16 protein-coding genes are annotated in these 18,223 nt (G+C 32.9%); 10 read left to right on the forward strand and 6 right to left on the reverse strand.

The genetic code is table 11. The features are described from left to right. Positions 1-28 precede the first annotated feature (28 nt). Positions 29-2,728 (reverse strand): valine--tRNA ligase, encoded by a 2,700-nt coding sequence (locus HYY52_02960; protein MBI2995652.1) that lies wholly within the window; start codon positions 2,726-2,728, stop codon positions 29-31. Between the two features lie 68 nt (positions 2,729-2,796). On the opposite strand from HYY52_02960, the gene HYY52_02965 reads away from it, so the two are divergent. From HYY52_02965 to alaS, 9 genes are all read left to right on the forward strand, one after another. Beyond that, entirely contained in the window at positions 2,797-3,141 is a 345-nt protein-coding gene (locus tag HYY52_02965) for a divalent-cation tolerance protein CutA (GenBank protein MBI2995653.1), read from the forward strand. Positions 3,142-3,233: 92 nt separating this feature from the next. Further along, positions 3,234-4,841 carry a DUF3536 domain-containing protein gene (locus tag HYY52_02970; protein ID MBI2995654.1) on the forward strand — a complete coding sequence of 536 codons (1,608 nt, stop codon included), beginning with the start codon at positions 3,234-3,236 and terminating at the stop codon, positions 4,839-4,841. A 134-nt stretch (positions 4,842-4,975) separates the two neighbouring features. Continuing rightward, entirely contained in the window at positions 4,976-5,632 is a 657-nt protein-coding gene (locus HYY52_02975) for a hypothetical protein (protein ID MBI2995655.1), read from the forward strand. 342 nt (positions 5,633-5,974) lie between these two features. Then, entirely contained in the window at positions 5,975-6,760 is a 786-nt protein-coding gene (locus HYY52_02980; protein MBI2995656.1) for a response regulator transcription factor, read from the forward strand. 49 nt (positions 6,761-6,809) lie between these two features. Further along, positions 6,810-8,204, forward strand: coding sequence for an argininosuccinate lyase (gene argH / locus HYY52_02985; protein MBI2995657.1), 1,395 nt, complete (start codon positions 6,810-6,812; stop codon positions 8,202-8,204). After that, positions 8,201-9,295 (forward strand): NDP-sugar synthase, encoded by a 1,095-nt coding sequence (locus HYY52_02990; GenBank protein MBI2995658.1) that lies wholly within the window; start codon positions 8,201-8,203, stop codon positions 9,293-9,295. The genes argH and HYY52_02990 overlap by 4 nt, the downstream gene beginning before the upstream one ends. Before the next feature lie 46 nt (positions 9,296-9,341). After that, positions 9,342-9,842 carry a 16S rRNA processing protein RimM gene (gene rimM / locus HYY52_02995; GenBank protein MBI2995659.1) on the forward strand — a complete coding sequence of 167 codons (501 nt, stop codon included), beginning with the start codon at positions 9,342-9,344 and terminating at the stop codon, positions 9,840-9,842. Between the two features lie 2 nt (positions 9,843-9,844). Next, positions 9,845-10,486 (forward strand): phosphoribosylanthranilate isomerase, encoded by a 642-nt coding sequence (locus HYY52_03000; protein MBI2995660.1) that lies wholly within the window; start codon positions 9,845-9,847, stop codon positions 10,484-10,486. A 16-nt stretch (positions 10,487-10,502) separates the two neighbouring features. After that, positions 10,503-13,103: an alanine--tRNA ligase gene (gene alaS / locus HYY52_03005; GenBank protein MBI2995661.1), complete on the forward strand. Its 2,601-nt coding sequence runs from the start codon at positions 10,503-10,505 to the stop codon at positions 13,101-13,103. Here alaS and HYY52_03010 read toward each other — a convergent pair. Both HYY52_03010 and HYY52_03015 read right to left on the reverse strand, forming a co-directional pair. Beyond that, the gene (locus HYY52_03010) at positions 13,092-13,844 is read right to left on the reverse strand and encodes a hypothetical protein (GenBank protein ID MBI2995662.1); all 753 of its coding nucleotides are present in this window, start codon (positions 13,842-13,844) and stop codon (positions 13,092-13,094) included. The genes alaS and HYY52_03010 overlap by 12 nt on opposite strands. A gap of 37 nt (positions 13,845-13,881) precedes the next feature. After that, positions 13,882-14,844 (reverse strand): metallophosphoesterase, encoded by a 963-nt coding sequence (locus HYY52_03015; protein ID MBI2995663.1) that lies wholly within the window; start codon positions 14,842-14,844, stop codon positions 13,882-13,884. Positions 14,845-14,963: 119 nt separating this feature from the next. Between HYY52_03015 and purD the strand changes: the two genes are divergently transcribed. Then, positions 14,964-16,289, forward strand: a complete 1,326-nt coding sequence (purD, locus tag HYY52_03020; protein ID MBI2995664.1) for a phosphoribosylamine--glycine ligase — start codon at positions 14,964-14,966, stop codon at positions 16,287-16,289. A 115-nt stretch (positions 16,290-16,404) separates the two neighbouring features. On the opposite strand, the gene HYY52_03025 is transcribed toward purD, so the two are convergent. From HYY52_03025 to HYY52_03035, 3 genes are all read right to left on the reverse strand, one after another. After that, entirely contained in the window at positions 16,405-17,082 is a 678-nt protein-coding gene (locus HYY52_03025) for a hypothetical protein (GenBank protein MBI2995665.1), read from the reverse strand. A 101-nt stretch (positions 17,083-17,183) separates the two neighbouring features. Then, positions 17,184-17,402, reverse strand: coding sequence for a hypothetical protein (locus HYY52_03030; protein MBI2995666.1), 219 nt, complete (start codon positions 17,400-17,402; stop codon positions 17,184-17,186). A gap of 379 nt (positions 17,403-17,781) precedes the next feature. Further along, positions 17,782-18,222, reverse strand: a complete 441-nt coding sequence (locus HYY52_03035; GenBank protein MBI2995667.1) for a prepilin-type N-terminal cleavage/methylation domain-containing protein — start codon at positions 18,220-18,222, stop codon at positions 17,782-17,784. Between the last annotated feature and the right edge of the window lies 1 nt (position 18,223).

The following is an 18,223-nucleotide window of genomic DNA, read 5'->3' on the forward strand; positions in this document are numbered from 1 at the left end:
TGGGCAGACACACAGGTCTGCCCTTACATTATTTCAGAAGCCCTATCTGCTCGTTAATTATTTTTATCTGGTTTTCAAGTTCTGAGACTCTGTTCTTAACTTCATCTATTTTATCCTGAGCAGCATTGTTAACAAAGTTTGAATTATTAAGCTTTGTTTTTTGATTTTCTAGCTCTTTTTCAAACTGACCTTTTCTTTTGTTTAAGTTGTTTAACATATTGTCAAGATCAACAAGACCTGATAGTGGAATTAAGATTCTTGTATTTCCAATAAGTGCTCCAGTTGAAGGTTTTATTGGATGAAAGTCACTTAAAATATCTAAATCAGACTGAGTAAGAGTTTTAATAAATTTTGATGAACTCTCAAGTGCGAGTTTTTCAAGTTTATCTTTAGTAAATAATTTAACTTCTATTTTCTTTGACCAGGGAATTCCAGAAGTTTGTCTTAAATTTCTAATTGCTTCAGTAGTTTCAATTACATGGCCAAGGCTGTCTATAACTTCGTTATCTAAAAATTCTGTTTTAGCATTTGGATAACTAGCATTAGAAATCAATCCCGATTGTTTTAACATCTCCCATATTTCTTCTGTAATAAATGGCATAATAGGATGCAGTACTCTTGTAATTCCACTTACTATATAAAAAAGGATTTTTTGAGTTGATTCTTTTAAATCAGGATCAACTAACTGGCTTTTTGCTATTTCAATATACCAATCACAAAATTGATTCCAGGTAAACTTATAAATTTGATCTGCAAAATATGTAAACTGATACTCAGTAAAACACAACTTAGTATTACAAAGCAACTCAGTATATTTATGAAGTATCCAACGGTCTGCTATGGTAAGTTTTTTCTTGTCTAAGTTATTTAAATCAAGTTCATATTTTTTTTCTTTATCTAAATTTTGCAGGACAAATCTAACCGCGTTCCATAATTTATTTGCAAATCTTTTATATTGTTCAAGAGTATCTGATTCCCACTTTCCATCTTTATCTTTTCTCCCTGGGAAGCGGACATCCTGATTCCCAGTTACTCCAAGACTAAAATACCAAAACCTGGTTGCATCAGCTCCATATTTTTCAATCATTTCAAGTGGATCAATTGCATTGCCTTTTGATTTTGACATTCTTTTCCCGTCTGGTGTCTGAATTACAGGATGAATTAATACTTCTTTAAATGGAACTTGACCAGTAAACTCTAAACTCATAAAAACCATTCTTGAAACCCAAAGATTAATTATTTCTCTTGCTGTTGCTAAAATACTTGTTGGATAAAAAGTTTTAAAATAATTGTTCGCCGGTTTGTTCTCATCTGGCCACCCTAATGTCACAAAAGGCCATAGTGCAGAACTAAACCATGTGTCTAAAACATCTGGGTCCTGAGTATAGTTTCCCACATCTTTTGGAGGCTCTTCAGAAACGTAGATCTCACTTGTTCCCTTCCTATACCATACCGGTATCTGATGTCCCCACCAAAGCTGTCTTGATATGCACCAATCTTTAATATTTTTTAACCAGTTTAAATAATGATCTTTGTATCTTTCAGGAATAAATTTTATTTTCTTATCTTCTACAACTTTAATAGCTGGTTTAACAAGTGGCTCCATTTTTATGTACCACTGAAGAGATAAGTACGGCTCAATTACTGCCCCACACCTATCATGCTTGATTGAAGGTTGATTATATTCTTCAATTTTTTTTATCAGATTAAGCTCTTCAAGTTTTTGAATAGTTATTTCTCTTGCTTTAAACCTGTCTTGATTTACTATTTCACTTGGTATGCCAAGATTTTCTTTGTCTTGGATTTTCCCATTTGGTGACAAGATTTCAGGAAATTCTTTAAGATCTTTATTTCTCTCAAAAATTTCATAGTCAGCAATGTCATGAGCAGGAGTAATTTTTAAACAACCAGTTCCAAAATTAATTTCAATTGTAGAATCTGAAATGATTGGAATTTGTTTATTTAGTAAAGGCAGGGTCACCCTGCCTCCTGCAAGTTTCTTATATCTTCCATCATTTGGATTTACTGCTACAGCAATATCTCCAAACATTGTCTCTGGGCGTGTTGTAGCTACAGTAAGCCCGCCTTTTGAAATATCTTTAATATCAAATGGATATAAAATATAATAAAGTTTTCCTTTTATTTGTTCAGTTTCTACTTCTAGATCACTTATGCTTGTTAAACATTTAGGACACCAGTTAACTATTCTTTTTCCTCTGTAAATCAGTTCTTTTTTATAAAGTTCTACAAATACTTTTCTGATTGCTTTTGTGTAATTTTTATCCATTGTAAAAACCAGGCGATCATAATCCATAAAACAACCTAGTTTTTTCATTTGATCAATGATTTCATTTCCATGTTTTTCTTTCCATTTCCAGACATAGTTTAAAAATTCTTCTCTTCCTAAATTTTCTTTTCTCTTTTTCTCATTTTTTAAAATATCCCTTTCAACTAAAACTTGTGTTGCAATACCAGCATGATCTGTCCCACCTTGCCAAAGAACGTTTTTCCCATTCATTTTGTGGTATCTGATTAAAACATCTTGAATAGTATCCCCAAATGCATGACCCATGTGAAGATTTCCAGTAACATTTGGCGGCGGGAGTGCAATTGAAAAGTTTTCCTTAGTTGAAATAATTTCGGACTTAAAAAGTTTTTCACTCAACCAAATCTTTAGCCATTTTTCTTCAACTTCTTTTGGATTATAGGTTTTAGAGAGATCGTGCATCTTTTTTACAGAAATCACTAAATACTATACAATGCGGGGTGTGGTAATATTTTCTTTGGGGTAAAAAAATGCCTGCTCTTGATAAAGATCCAATTATAGTTTTTGTAACTACTAAAGATGTTACAGAAGCTGAAAAAATTGCAGGTGAACTTGTAAAAGATGGTTTAGCTGCTTGTGTAAATATTATAAATAAGGTCAGATCAATTTACAGATGGCAGGGAGAGATTTGCAGAGATGCAGAAGCTCTTTGCATAATTAAAACAGTAAAAGGGAATTTCGGAGCCTTAAAAGATAAAGTTAAGTCAATGCATAGCTACACAGTTCCAGAAGTTATTGGGTTGCCTATAGATATTGGATCTGAAAAATATTTAAAATGGCTTGTAAAAGAGGCTAAAGTACTGGCAAAAACGTAAATTCACAAAAGTTTAGCTTTTACGAACCTGGACAAAAATAAAAACATCTTATAGAATTACAAATTAATTCAAGGAAATAAACAAAGGAGTTTATGAGTATACAATTAGGTGCAGTACTTCACTGCTATCAACCTATTAGAAATATGTCCGATGTTGCTTTTATTCCTTTAAAACTAAGACTCAATGATAAGGCAATAGGAGCAAGAAACTTAATTCCACATGCTGATGGAAAAGAAGCAACTGACTGGAATATTAGAGAAATAACTCCTCAATGTTATGAGGCTCTTGCTAAAGGAGGGGTATTTAAAGCATTAGCTTTTAATTTTGGACCAACTTTATTAAAGGATTTATGGATGCATGCTCCTCTCGTATACGACAAGATAATAGAAAGTGAAAAAGCTAGCACTGATAGATTTGAAGGACATAGCAATGCACTTGCCCAGGCTTCTCCAAACCATGCAATATTGCCACTTGCAAAAAATGGAGATAAGCTTACTCATATACGTTGGGCACTTGCAGAATATGAAATGCACTATAAAAAACGTCCTGAAGGAGTCTGGCTCCCTGAAACTGCAGTAGATGAAGGAACCTTAGCTTTGCTTGCTGATGAAGGGATAAAATATACAATACTTTCTCCAACACAAGCAAAGCAATTTAGAAAAATTGGCAGTGATGACAAGAGTTGGCAGGATGCTGGATGGGAAGGGAAAAATGTTGATCCTTCTTATGCTTATAAAGTTCATTTTAAAGACGAGAAGTACAAAAACAAAAATATAAATGTATTCTTTTATGATCATAAATTCCAAAATAATATAGCATTTCCAAATGGAAGCGATAGTTGGGTATATGATAGGAGTGAAAATTTCTTACATAGATGGTTTGGAGCACGAGGTGATTTTAAACATTTTGGAATAGATGGAGAAACATTTGGCTGGCACCAAAAAGGGAAAGCATCTTTACTTGCTGGCGCAGTAAATATTATTGATACCAAAAAGAAAGATTGGCAGAGTGCTGAGTTTATGAACTATGGTTTGTTCCTTGAAAAAAATCCTCCACAAATGGAAGTACAAATATACAATAACTCTTCCTGGAGCTGTGATGTAGAGCTTAACAGATGGGGACAACTTGTAAGAGAAGAAAAGGAACAGAATGGAAATAAGTGGCTTGAAGACAGATATTCTCTTTATGGAATTACTCATTGGCATCCGTCTTGGAGAGTACAATTTAGAAATGCACTTGATTCTTTAAACACAAGTCTTAAGCTTGTATATGAAAAGAATGCGCCCAAATATTTTAAGGATCCAGAAAAGGCTGCTCTAGACTATGGTCTTGTAGTTTCAAATTCAAGATCTTTTTATGAGTTTTTTGATCTTCATAAAAAGCCAAATGCAGATATTGACAAGGCCTATAAGCTTCTTGAAATGCAAAAATTCATGAAGTACATGTTTACAAGCTGTGGGTGGTTTCATGAATATGTAGGCAGAATTGAACCGTTTACTAATTTTATTTGTGCTAACAGTGCTATAAGAATAGGTAGAGAATTTGAGTTTGAGTCTCAAGCTGAAATTGAAGAGATTTTTCTTAACTCGCTTTCTCCTGATATGGCGCAGTCTTACAAACGAGCAAAGGAAGAAAATGATAAATGGAGCACTAAGCTTGATTCTTTACAACCCCAGCCTCAGATAAGGACTGCTGCATAGATAAAATAAATTTAATCTGCCTTGCTCTAGACAAATATGTAAGCAACCTTTACAATAAACCTTAATTGTTTGTGATGACTTGGAACAACTTGTGGCAAAAGGAATTCATATACACATAACAAAGGAGTAAGTGTATGGGGATAGCATCAGTAGGAAGACTAGGTAACCAAGTAGGTTTCCAAGGAAGGCTTCATATTCCGAACATAGGACATGAAGAAGTCCATGAACTTTATACAACTGAGCCAGCTACAGAAGTTGGAAAACCAAAAGATGGTTGGGTAATACTTAGAGTTGATCATGTTTTAATTACTAATTCAAATCAAGATGATGGGATTTATCGTGTTGAAATAAATCCAGCCTTTCAAAACTTTGCAACTTTTAATAACAAATCACAGGATTTAAAAAAACTTGAAGAAGAACTTTTCCACTTGCTACAACAAGAAAATGTAAATCGAGTCATTTTTAGTTTCAATGATTGCAAAGGAGTAGACAGATTAAAAATTAATGGAGATTATAACTTAGTAGATGAAACTCTTAAAAGTCCAGATGGCCGTGAGTATATGGAAAAGTTAATGTTTCGTGCTCTAGCAAGAGCAATAAGTTTAGGAAAAGAGTTTACAATTATTCACCTAGAACCAAGTCTTTACGGAGAAGGCAAAGGCGCGCTTTTATTTAATTCTCTTGTACATAAAACATTAGCTGATGTAATTAAATTTGAAAGTGGTGACTTACCTGCTAGAAATCAAGAAGCTAAAGGTCTTCCTCTATCTTCAGACTATTACTTGGGATAAATAAACTTACCAGTCTTAAAAAAATTTTATCTATTTTGTTTTTATAATCTCTGACAAGGATTTAAGATTTAGCTAGTACTCGTTCGTCAACAAATCTTCTTTGGCCGGAGCGAGTTCATAAAGCTTCTTAATTGTATTTTTATCTCGCTATTGCTATTTTGGACAGAGCTTAAGCAGATAATAACAATAGTTAATACTAGAAAAATCAATGTCTTTTGAGTAATTTTTAAGGGTTTACAATAAAACACAGACTGTTCATATTTCTTAACATGGGATATATTAGTGGTTAAATAAGATAAGCATAGTTCACAAATTTAAATTTATTTACTGGAGTGCAACTTTATGGAAACAGTTTTAAAAACACAAAATGAAACTGTCCAAACTTCTCCTTTACCAACAAGTGAAATTATAGAGAAGGAACCAAAAACTAAAGTGTTAGTTGTTGATGATGAAACTGCTATAAGAAGAATTCTTGAAACACGTTTAAAACTTTCAGGATATCAAGTTGATGTTGCAGTAGATGGTGAACAAGCAATAGAGAAATTTAACACTTATCATCCAGACATTGTAATTCTAGATATTATGTTACCAAAAACTGATGGCTTTGCAGTATGTAAGGAAATTAGATCATACTCTGAAGTCCCAGTCATAATTTTAAGTGCAGTAACAGATGTCGCTGATCGAATTAAAGGACTTGAAATGGGAGCAGATGATTATGTAACAAAACCATTTAGTCCAAATGAACTTGAAGCAAGGATTAAAGCTGTCCTTAGAAGAGTTACAGATAGGCCAATGGATCAAAGTGTAGGTCACTCAAATAATGTAATTGTAATTGGCAATTTAAAAATAGATACAAGCAAAAGACAGGTTTATAAAAACAATGAAAGAATAAGGTTAACTGGAATGGAGTTTAACTTGCTTGAACTTTTAGTAAATAATTCTGGTAAACCATATTCACGAGCAGAAATCTTACAACAAGTCTGGTCGTATCCTGCAGATCATAGAATAGATACTCGTGTTGTTGATGTTCATATAAGTAGGCTTAGATCAAAACTTGAAGAAGATCCTACAAATCCAGAACTTATACTTACTTCACGTGGAACTGGTTATATGTTTCAAAAGATTTAAGGGAATAAATCGGTGGAGGGATGAACCGGTGAACCGGTGAAGCTGTATCATGAATAGGTCTAACGATAAAAAACTATGGTCTGGACGTTTTAAGGAAGAAACAGCTCTTCTTTTAGATCAATTTAACTCAAGTCTTAGCTTTGACAAAAGACTTTATAAGCAAGACATTGCTTGCTCAATAGCTTATGCAAAGATGCTTGCTCACTCTAGGATTATTTCTAAACAAGAGTCTGAAGAAATAATCCGTGGTTTAGCAAAAATTTATGAAGAAATAGAAATTGAAAAAAATAAATGGTTTGAAGAAAATAAAAACGAAGATATTCATTCTGCTATTGAATGTAGGCTAATTAATATAATAGGTGAGGTTGCAAAAAAACTTCATACTGGCAGAAGCAGGAATGATCAAATTGCTACAGATATTAGATTGTGGTTAAAAGAAGAAGTAAAAGAAATAATAAATTTATTAAAAAAATTAAGAAGTATACTAATACAGCTTGCAAGAAATTACTACAATACAATTATCTTAGGATACACTCATCTTCAACCAGCTCAGCCTATTACACTTGGGCATTATTTGCTTTCTTATGAACAAAAAATTTTAAGAGACATAGAAAGATTTAAAGAAAATTTAAATAGAATTGATATTTTGCCACTTGGATCTGGTGCACTTTCTGGAACAAGTTTTCCAATCGACAGAAACTTTTTAGTAAAAGAATTAGGTTTTAAAGCTTTATCAGAAAATAGCATGGATGCTGTAAGTGACAGAGATTTTCTTGCAGAATGTTTGTTTAATATTTCCTTGTTAGGTATACACTTAAGTCAATTTTCAGAAGAGTTAATTTTATGGAACAGTGAAGAATTTAAATATATAGCTATATCTGACTCATATGCTACAGGAAGCAGCATGATGCCCAATAAGAAAAATCCTGATGTTCCTGAATTAATACGTGGAAAAGCAGGCAGATTTCTTGGCAATCTAGTTAGTATGTTGACAGTTTTAAAAGGACTTCCTCAAGCATATAACAAAGATCTTCAAGAAGATAAGGAAAGAATTTTTGATTCAGTTGATAACATAAAAATTGTCTTGCAAATAGCAGATGAGTTTTTACAAAATATAAACTTTAACAAAGAAAAGATGTACGAAACTGCCAACAGTGGTTTTGTTAGTGCAACAGATGTTGCAGATTATTTAACTAAAAAAGGAATACCATTTAGAGTTGCTCATGAAGTAGTTGGGAAAATTGTTGCATATTGTATTGAAAGGAAAAGACAGTTTAAGGATTTAAGCATGAGTGAATGGAATAGTTTTCATAGATCATTTAATGATGACATCATTGAGAAAATTAAGATTGAGTCTTGTGTAGAATCAAAGAATATTTATGGAGGAACTTCTCCAATGCAGGTTTTAAAAGCTATTGAACGTGCTGAGAGGAGAAATAGTTGAACTCTCATAATCAAGCAATGATACTAGCAGCTGGTGTAGGTTCCAGACTTGATCCACTTACAACTCACATTCCAAAACCACTTTGTCCTATTCTTGGGAAACCAGTTATGGAGCACATTATAGACCTTTGCGTAAAACATGGTTTTACTAATTTAGCAGCAAATACTCATGTTCATGCAAATAAAGTCTCAGATTATTTTAAAGATGCTAATAAAAAATTTGGTGTAAATCTAAATCTTGTCTATGAAAAAGATTTGACTGGCATTGCAGGAGGGATTAGGAGTTGTAAAAAATATTTAACTAATGATGTTATTTTAATTATTATGGGTGATGCTTTAACTGATCTTGATTTAAGTTCTTTATATGAAGAACACATAAAAGGTAAATGTCCTGTAACCATTGGGATAAAAGAGGTTGAAGACACAAGCCAATTTGGAGTTGTTGTTACTGATAAAAATAACAAAGTCATTTCATTCCAAGAAAAACCAAAACCAAATGAAGCTAAAAGTAACCTAGCAAATACTGGAATTTATTTTTTTAGTCAAGAGATTTTAAATGAGATCCCATCTGAAAAAGAAGCTCCTAAATATGATGTAGCAACTGATCTTTTTCAGAAACTAATGGCTAAAAATATTCCAATGCAAGCTATTAATATTCATGCGTATTGGGCTGATATTGGGACTTTAAAAAATTATCGCAAGGGCATTCAAGATTCATTAGATGAGAAAGTAAAGATTGACATCAGTGCTCTTAAGACCAATTTTGGCTATAGGGAAAAAGGAGTTTCAATAAATTCAAGTGCAAGAATTAATGGAAAGGTTTACATGGCTGAAAATGTAAAAATCGAATCAAATGTAAAAATTACAGGACTAACGTACATTGAGAAAAACTGTACAATAAAAGAAAATTCTTACATTGATAATTCAATAATTTGGGCTAATTCTTATGTAGGTAGTAATGTAAAAATTATAAATAGCATTCTTGGAAATGATTGTAAGGTAAAAGAAAACACAGAAATGATTTCAAATTCTGTATGGGCACCAGAGACAATAATTGAGGGTGGTACAAAGCCAAGCATAGTATTTGGCTAGAGACGCCCCAGTGGGGCGTCTGTACATGGATGATAAATAAAGCAGTATGTTTTTAATTGGCACAATTGTAGGCGTATTTGGGAATAAGGGAGATTTAAAAATTATCCCTTTAATAAATCCATCTAATTATCTTTTACAAATTAATTCAATTTTTTTAGAAGGAGCTAATACTATTAAGCAAGAGTTTAAAGTTTTAAAATCAAAAAAACATAAAAATGTTCATCTGTTTACATTAGAGGGAATTGATAATATTGAGGTTGCTGAAAGCTTAGTAGGTTTATCTGTTTATGTTTCAACTATTGAGTTTAAAGAGCTTCAAAAAAACGAATATTACTATCATGATTTAGAAGGTTTAACTGTTTATACCGAAACTGGTGAGTTAATAGGAAAGGTAGATCATATATTAAACACAGGGCATGATATTCTTGTAATTAAAAATGAAGAAGGAAAAGAAATAATGATACCTTTTGTAGATGAAATAGTTCCAGAGGTTAATTTAAAAGAAAAAACAATAACAATAAATGCAATTAGTGGATTGGTGGAATAAAAGTGCACAATATAAGGATTAAAATCTGTGGGATAACATCAGTTTACGATGCAAGAATGGTTTGTTCATTTCCAATTCATGCTGTTGGGTTAAACTTTGTTAAAAGATCGAAAAGACGAATCAATATAAAGACAGCAAGAGAAATAATTGATAGATTACCACCGTTAGTTGAACCTGTTTTAGTTTTTCAGGATGAAAGTATAAGTGAGGTGCTTTATTTAACTCATCTTTTTGGAGTGAATACTGTTCAGTTACACGGGACAGAACCAGTTTCTTACTGTAATGAGTTGAAAAGATTTAATAAGTCTCTAAGAATAATTAAAGCTCTTCCTACGAAAGAAGCATCAGTTATACAATTAAATGCATACAAAAAAGCCTGTGATTGTTTTTTACTTGATTCATATGACAGAAAGAGTCAAATGGGCGGGACAAGAAAGCCATCTGACTGGAATATTGCGCAAGAAATAGTTTCAAAATCAAGGTTACCAATTATCCTTGCAGGAGGTTTAAATCCTTATAATATTCAAAGTGCAATTAAAAGAGTAAAACCTTTTGCAGTTGATTTAAATAGTGGTGTTGAATCACGTGTTGGAAAGAAGGACAGAAGCATGATGGAGAAATTATTTGAAGAATTGAATTCGTGATATATAATTATTCAGAATGGGACCAGCAACCTCAAAAGAAATTCGTGAGTCTTGGATTAGTTTTTTTTCTAAAGAGCATGGTCACACATATGTCAAGAGCAGCTCTTTAATACCAGACAATCCAACACTTTTATTAACAGGAGCTGGCATGGTTCAGTTTGTACCATATTTTTTAGATTTAAAAGAACCTGAATTTAAACGTGCAGCAACTATTCAAAAATGTACACGTGTTGGAGGAAAAGATTCTGATCTTGAAAATATTGGGAGAACAACAAGACATCACTCGTTTTTTGAAATGCTTGGAAATTTTAGTTTTGGAGATTATTTTAAATCTGAAGCAATTTCTTGGGCATGGGATTATGTAACAAAGATTTTAAGCTTGCCAAAGGAAAAGTTGATTGTCTCTGTTTTTAAGGGAGATAAAATAACACCTTTTGATAGTGAAGCTTATGATTTATGGAAAAAACTTGGTTTAGATGAAAGTAAAATTAAAAAACTAGGTAGGAAAGATGTGTTTTGGGGTCCTCCAGGGCCAACAGGTCCTTGTGGACCATGTTCTGAGATTTATTTTGACAGAGGGCCTGATTTTAAAGATCCAGATGAGAGATATTTAGAGATCTGGAATCTTGTTTTTATGGAATTTGAAAAAGATGAAGAAGGGAAGATTAAATTACTTGCGAAAAAAAATATAGACACAGGAGCTGGACTAGAAAGAATTGCTCTTATTTTACAGAGTAAACCAAGTACATTTGAAACAGATCTTTTAAAACCGATTCTAGACACAGTTTGTGAAATAACGAAGGGTAAATCTGATTTAAAAACAAGAATCATTACCGATCACATTCGTTGTATTTGTTTTTTAATTGCAGATGGAATAAGACCTAGCAATTTAGGACGTGGTTATGTACTCCGCATGCTAATTAGAAGAGCAGCAAGATTTGGTTACTTGCTTGGTATGAGAGAGCCATTTTTATATAAATTACCAGGAGTAGTGACAGAAAATTATTCAGTGGTTTACACTGAGCTGTTAAACATAAATTTAACTATTGAGGTAGTTAAACGAGAAGAAGAAAAGTTCTTAGAAACAATTGAACGAGGACTTGTTTATTTGGATAATTTATTTTTAAAACCAGGGAAAATAATTTCAGGAGAAGATGCTTTTAATTTATATTCTACCTATGGTTTTCCAGTTGAATTAACTATTGATATTGCAAAAGAAAAGGATAAAGAAGTTAATCTTGTAAGTTTTGAAACTGCAAAAGAAAAGCATTCAGAAGTTTCAAACAAAGATGTTTTTGCAGTTAAGTTAACAGATAAAAAAAATTATGGAGATCTTTTAAAAGAACTTGGAACTACACAATTTTTAGGATATGAAGTAGAAAGATGTGATGCAAAAGTTCTTGCAATTTTAAACTCAAGTGGAGAAAGAGTAGAAAAAATAAAAGAAGGAGAAAGTGGTGAAATTATTTTAGACAAGACTGTTTTTTATGCTGAATCTGGAGGACAAGTAGGTGATATTGGAATTATTAGAGACCAAAGACTAGAGACTATAGACCAGAGACCTAAGGTTATAGTTACTGATACACAAAAATTTGAAGGACTCTTTATGCATCATGTACAGGTAAAATCTGGAGAAATAAAAATTGGAGATAATGTTTCATGTGAAATTGACTTAGAAAGACGAACTCGCACAAAACATCACCATAGTGCTACACATCTTATGCACTCAGCACTTAGAAAGATCTTTGGAGAAACCCTTCAGCAAGCAGGTTCAGAGGTAAATTATGAAAGAACAAGATTTGATTTTACGCTTGATCGAGGAGCAAAACCAGAAGAAATTAAAATGATTGAAGACATGGTAAATAACTGGATTCAAAAAAAACTACCAGTAGAAATAAAAGAAATGTCATTTGATGATGCAATAAAAACAGGTGCTCTGGCATTTTTTGGGGATAAGTATGGTGATTTTGTAAGAGTCATAAAAATGGGGGATGAAAAAGAACTTGCAAGTGTTGAGTTTTGTGGTGGAACGCATGTAAAAAACACTAGTGAAATAGGTGAATTTAAAATAATTAAAGAAAGCTCAATTAGTGCTGGTACAAGAAGAATAGAAGCAGTTAGTGGAGAGGCACTAAGAGAGTACATGGTTAAGCAAGAAAAAGAAAGAGAATTAAAATCACAGAAAGAAAAGGAGCTAGAAGTAAAAAAGATACAAGAAGAAAAAAAAACTGCTCTTAGTTTGGAAAAATTAAAGATGCAAGAAGACAAAATACAAAAATTACCAAATGATGTTTTACTTTTTATTCCCAAGTCAGATGATTATGGATCAAATGCAATTAAAATCTATATTGAAAATAAAATTAAATCAGAGACAAAACTAGTTGCTGTAATTGTAAATGTAGAGACGTTGCTCGCAACGTCTCTAACATTTTATGTAGGCATCACAAAAGACCTTATCCAGAAAGGCTTAAAAGCCAAAGAACTTGTAAACAAAATTGCAGAGGTAACTGGTGGTCGTGGTGGCGGTCGCGATGATTTTGCACAAGCTGGTGGGAAAGATATTTCAAGAATTGAAGAAGCTTTAAAAGCTGGTCAGAAATTTATTCTACTTTTTTAAATTGTGTAGCCTTCTTATTGCCTCAAGTTCTTTTTCTTTTTGAGCTTTTTGAACTTTTCTTGCTTCCTGGATCCACGATGATAAATTAACTTTGCCATTATTGTTTCCATTTTCTTGTTCGGCAGAAGGATCTTCTTGATTGCTTAGTATTTTTTCTAATTTAGTTTTATTAAATCCGTATGGAGAATTATATGTAAGAGGCTTGGGAGGTTCATAGTTTAAGAGCCAGCTTTGAAGCCGGCTTGCTCTTCTAGTTGAATCATAAAGACCTTCTGCGTCAAATAAAAGATAGTAGTTCTCCGGATTTTCCCACTGAACTTTAGCAGGATCTATCTTGTTAATTAATTCTTCAATTAAAATGGCTGCTTGTTCTATTGTTTTAAGAAACTTGTGTAGCCTTGGAATATCCATATTTTCAGTATTAATTGCTTTTGATAGTTCAAAAGATTCTAACTTTATATCACTTGCTTTTTTAGAGAGATTACTTTGTTTTAACCTTTTTGCAAAATCTTCTAAGATTTGTGCAGCATATTCAGCTCTGTTATCAATTAGTTCCCTAACAAGTTCAGTTTCAGCTTCTTTTGGATCTTGTGGTATTTTAGGTAGCTCAACTTTTTCAATGCTTGAAGTAGGTTTGTTTTTTATTGTGTCATTTGCACTGGCTTGAGGTAATGGATGAGCTAATGCTGCACTTAATACAGCAAATGAGGCATAGCCTAATAATTTTGTTGACCTTAGCAAGATTGTTGTTAAGTATAACAGGTAAGAAATAATAATGCTAATATTTCTTTAATTTAATAAGCCCTTCTCTGTCCTTTGCTTCTCCTTGTGTTAAAGACCAAGCCCTGGAGCTATTTTTACTTTTATTCCTAAGTTCTTCACCATTTACTTCATGCCACTTGAAATCAAATAAAATATGTTTAGGATCATCATTGTAGATAGTAATTTCTCTAAATGCATTTGGGTATTGAACAACAGCAGGACAGCTGTTGTGAATTATATTTTTAATTTTGGATAATTTTGCAGCATGATAATGACCACTAAATACTGCAAGAACATTTTTATATTCTTTAATTAAATTTAAAAGCTTAGTTCTGTCTGGTTCAACAATAAAATGATCCTTACTTTTATATGGTTCAACTATTGGGAAATGAATAGCAATGATTACAAACCTATCCTTACTATTTTCTAACTCATCATGTAACCATTTAAGTTGCTTGTCATCAATTTGCCCAAGTGCTGTAACAATTTTATCTGTGGTGCCATCAAGACAAATAAATTTAAACTTTTCATTAGGCAAAAAAGAATAATAAGTAGAGACGGGGTTAACCCCGTCTCTACTAAATTTTTTAATAAATCCTTTTTTACCAAGTCCACCACCTATACTTACATCATGATTGCCAAGTAAAACATACAATGGATATTTTAATGACATAGTAATATTAATAAACTTATCTACTAAGTCTTCTTCTGGTGTGTCTACAAGATCTCCTGTAGCTAAAACAAGATCCAGATCTTTTATATTATTTATTTGTTCAACAGCACTAGTTAAAAGTTTTTCAGAGCTTCCAAGTAGTCTCTCTGCATCTTTTGCATATGAATGTTGAAGATGAATGTCAGAGATCTGGACAAAATGTAAAAGTGGTTTTAATTCCTTAGAACTTGTAAAAGAAGTAGAGAAGCAAAGAAGTAAGGAAGTAAAGAAACATGAAAATAAAAAATATTTTCTTTTTTTAGTCATAGCTTTTTCTAATCTATCATGAACTGAGGTTGGGAAGTTACGAAGTTATGAACCTTGTAACCTCGTAACCTTGTAACCTCGTAACCTTGTAACTTCGTAACTGTAATATAATTTTTATTATGAATGTTTTAGTAATTGGTGGTGGTGGAAGAGAACATGCAATTTGCTGGAAATTGCATCAAAGTCCACATGTGACTCATATATTTTGTGCTCCAGGAAATGCAGGTATTGCTGAAGTAGCAACTTGTATCCCTGTAAAGCCACACGATATTGAAAGATTAGCAGAAACTGCAATTGCACAAAAAATTGATCTAACAATTGTTGGTATGGATGAACCTTTATCTCTTGGTATTGTTGATCATTTTAAGAAGAAAGGACTTAGAATATTTGGACCTACAAAAAACGCAGCAAAATTAGAATGGTCAAAATATTTTGCAAAAGAGTTTATGCTAAAGCACAATATTCCTACAGCATCTTACGCATGTTTTGATAGCAGGGATTTTGCTATAGCTTATGCAAAATCCAAAGAGCCTCCAATTGTAGTAAAAGCAGATGGTCTTGCACTTGGTAAAGGAGTAACAGTTGCTAAATCTCTTGATGAGGCTAAAATTGCTATTCATGATTGTTTTGATGGGAAATTTGGCAGAGCAGGAAGTCTTGTAGTAATTGAAGATTTTTTAAAAGGGCAAGAAGTTTCTGTTTTTGCATTTTGTGATGGGAAAGATGCTGTTACATTAGCTACAGCTCAGGATTATAAAAGATTAGAAGATGGCGATAATGGCCCAAATACAGGTGGAATGGGAGCATATGCACCAGTCTCTTTTGTAAGCCCAGAGCTGCTTGGAAAAATAAAAGAAGAAATCATTTCTCCTACTTTAACTGGGATGGCTAGCGAAGGTAATCCATATCAAGGCATTCTTTATCTTGGACTTATGATTGATGAACATGGAAATCCAAGAGTTGTTGAGTTTAACTCAAGACTTGGAGATCCAGAAGCACAAGTTGTTTTACCTTTATTAGATGAAGATTTTTTTGAAATTTGTTTTTCAGTTACTGAAGGTGACTTAGGAAAGTATAAAGAAGGTTTACACAGATTAGGTGGTGCTGCACTTTGTGTAGTTATTGCTTCAAAAGGTTATCCTCAAAACTATGAAAAGGGTATTCCAATTGGATTTCAGAAACTTAATGAGCCAATAGAAGTTGTTAGCGGTAAAAACCCACAAACAATTGAGTCAATTTTAAAAGCCAAAGGAATTATTTTTCATGCAGGTACAGCAAGAGATACTGATGGCAGGCTTGTTTCAAATGGAGGAAGAGTATTAGGTGTTACTGCACTTGCAGACAATCTCTTAGATGCCCAAGTCCTAGCATATAAATTATGTGAAAGAATTGATTTTGAAGGGAAATATTATCGTAGGGATATTGGTGATAAAGGAATGATTTAGCTCATTTAATACTGAGATCATCTTGTGTAAAAATGTTATTTTCTCCACTGTTAAACACCTCACTATCCTCTCCACCACAACAACTATTCAGTTTTATTTCTTAAGAGGAATGTAACTACTTGTATATTACATAATGATCATCGTCTCTTCCATCACTTCCCCACAGACTACTAAAAAGTCCCTTCCTTACATAATGATCATCGTCTCTTCCATCACTTCCCCATAGACTACTAAAAAGTCCTTTCCCTGAACTACCAAAAAGCCCTCCCCCTGAACTATTAAAAAGTTCCCAAAGTGAAAGCAATGAAGTAAGAGCAGTCATCCACGAAGGACTTTCATTCTCTGGAACTCCAACAGTGGGATTTGAGTTTGTTGGAGGAGATCCAATAACAGGATCATGAGGGCTGGGTGTAATAGGCCTTTCAACTGGAAGTGTAACATCAGGAGGTCCAGAAGGCCCAGGGACAATAACAGGATCATAGGGGGGACGTGTAGTAGGCTTCTCAACTGGAAGTGTAACAGTAGGAGGTCCAGAAGGCCCAGGTCTAACAACAGGATCATAAGAGGGACGTGTAGTAGGCTTCTCAACTGGAAGTGTAACAATTCTATCTGGTGGTCCTAGTGCTTTTTTCTCTTCTATATTGTTACTAGTTGAAGTATTTCTACCAGTAGCAGTTAAAGGTATGACAGAGTCTCCATTGGGATTACGTCCATTTACAACCTGTGGAATGCCCTTCTTTGTTGTTACTGCTGCTATTGGTTGGGTGGATGTTGTAATAGATGTATGTACCATATAGTTCTCTAATTTAGTTTAATAGTAATAGACTTCTACAGTAAAACATAAACAGGTTATCTTCTTGTTAAAGGAATTAAAGGATTAGTGTAAATTAATTTTTAAATACTTTCTTGATTTATTTTATATTGAGTTTGAACTAATGCACTTTGAAGTTTGTTTTCTTCGTCTGGTTGTCCTCTTACTTTTTTAAGCTTAGCTAATAGTGCTGCTTGTTCCTCTTTAAGTTTTTTTAGTCCTTCGCTTCTTTTAGTATCTGTAGTGCTTTGAGCATCAGCTCTGCTTGTTTGGTTTGATGAATTTATTGAGTTTACTTCCATAGGGAGTACCTGACTAATTACAAAGTAAAACAAATGTTGGTTAATTTTTGGATAACATCTTCCAAAAAGTAACCCCCTGTATGAGCTCTAACACAGGGGGTTATTTCCTTTTATTACTTTTTATTGTTTGTTAATTCTCTAGAGAAGCTAGAGAACCGACCTACTTACCGATTTGATTTAACACTGCGGTTAATTTTTCCGCTCTCCTTTGGGTCAATTATACTAGCTTGTGTTGCCCACTTTGATTTAGTGTCTTATCAAATGGCTACTATAAGCATACTCACAATTAATAAAAAATTCAAGTTATTAATTATCCATATTTAATGTTGATTAAAAAAAATTTACAAAAGTTATGAGGCTTTAACCAATGTATAATATGCTAACCCTTGCCTGGTTTTGCTTTTGAAAAATAAGTGATGATATTAGTTTGTGCTCCAATATTGTCTTTTCTTTTAACACTTATAGTTACTTCTTTAAGTCCAGTATCTTCAGATATGTTAACTGGATAGTTTTCAGGCCTCCCCACAGTTTTTGGATCAATATACTTAACAGTAACTCTTACTAAAAAATCTTTAACATTTTTAACGACTGTCATACCATCTGTACTGCCTAGTGCGTCAAGTTCTTGATCATAATAGCTTAGTGACTTTAACCTTTCCCATTCGTTTTGAGCTAGATTAACTGCCTGGTTTTGCATTTGAATCCTGACATTTTTTTGAATAATGTATGGAAATATTGCAATAATTCCAGATAAAGCAGTAGTAATAATCACTACGCTTACCATAAGTTCAATTAATGATTGGCCAAATTGATTACGCATA

The organism is Candidatus Melainabacteria bacterium, assembly GCA_016193285.1.
Lineage (GTDB): Bacteria > Cyanobacteriota > Vampirovibrionia > 2-02-FULL-35-15 > 2-02-FULL-35-15 > JACPSL01.

What these genes read in the sequence shown, in the direction of transcription:
- HYY52_02965 (MBI2995653.1), top strand. Translation starts at nt 2,797, where the DNA reads ATGCCTGCTCTTGATAAAGATCCAATTATAGTTTTTGTAACTACTAAA.
- HYY52_02975 (MBI2995655.1), top strand. Translation starts at nt 4,976, where the DNA reads ATGGGGATAGCATCAGTAGGAAGACTAGGTAACCAAGTAGGTTTCCAA.
- HYY52_02960 (MBI2995652.1), bottom strand. Translation starts at nt 2,728, where the DNA reads ATGCACGATCTCTCTAAAACCTATAATCCAAAAGAAGTTGAAGAAAAA.
- rimM (MBI2995659.1), top strand. Translation starts at nt 9,342, where the DNA reads ATGTTTTTAATTGGCACAATTGTAGGCGTATTTGGGAATAAGGGAGAT.
- HYY52_03015 (MBI2995663.1), bottom strand. Translation starts at nt 14,844, where the DNA reads ATGACTAAAAAAAGAAAATATTTTTTATTTTCATGTTTCTTTACTTCC.
- argH (MBI2995657.1), top strand. Translation starts at nt 6,810, where the DNA reads ATGAATAGGTCTAACGATAAAAAACTATGGTCTGGACGTTTTAAGGAA.
- HYY52_03025 (MBI2995665.1), bottom strand. Translation starts at nt 17,082, where the DNA reads ATGGTACATACATCTATTACAACATCCACCCAACCAATAGCAGCAGTA.
- purD (MBI2995664.1), top strand. Translation starts at nt 14,964, where the DNA reads ATGAATGTTTTAGTAATTGGTGGTGGTGGAAGAGAACATGCAATTTGC.
- HYY52_03035 (MBI2995667.1), bottom strand. Translation starts at nt 18,222, where the DNA reads ATGCGTAATCAATTTGGCCAATCATTAATTGAACTTATGGTAAGCGTA.
- alaS (MBI2995661.1), top strand. Translation starts at nt 10,503, where the DNA reads ATGGGACCAGCAACCTCAAAAGAAATTCGTGAGTCTTGGATTAGTTTT.
- HYY52_03030 (MBI2995666.1), bottom strand. Translation starts at nt 17,402, where the DNA reads ATGGAAGTAAACTCAATAAATTCATCAAACCAAACAAGCAGAGCTGAT.
- HYY52_02970 (MBI2995654.1), top strand. Translation starts at nt 3,234, where the DNA reads ATGAGTATACAATTAGGTGCAGTACTTCACTGCTATCAACCTATTAGA.
- HYY52_02980 (MBI2995656.1), top strand. Translation starts at nt 5,975, where the DNA reads ATGGAAACAGTTTTAAAAACACAAAATGAAACTGTCCAAACTTCTCCT.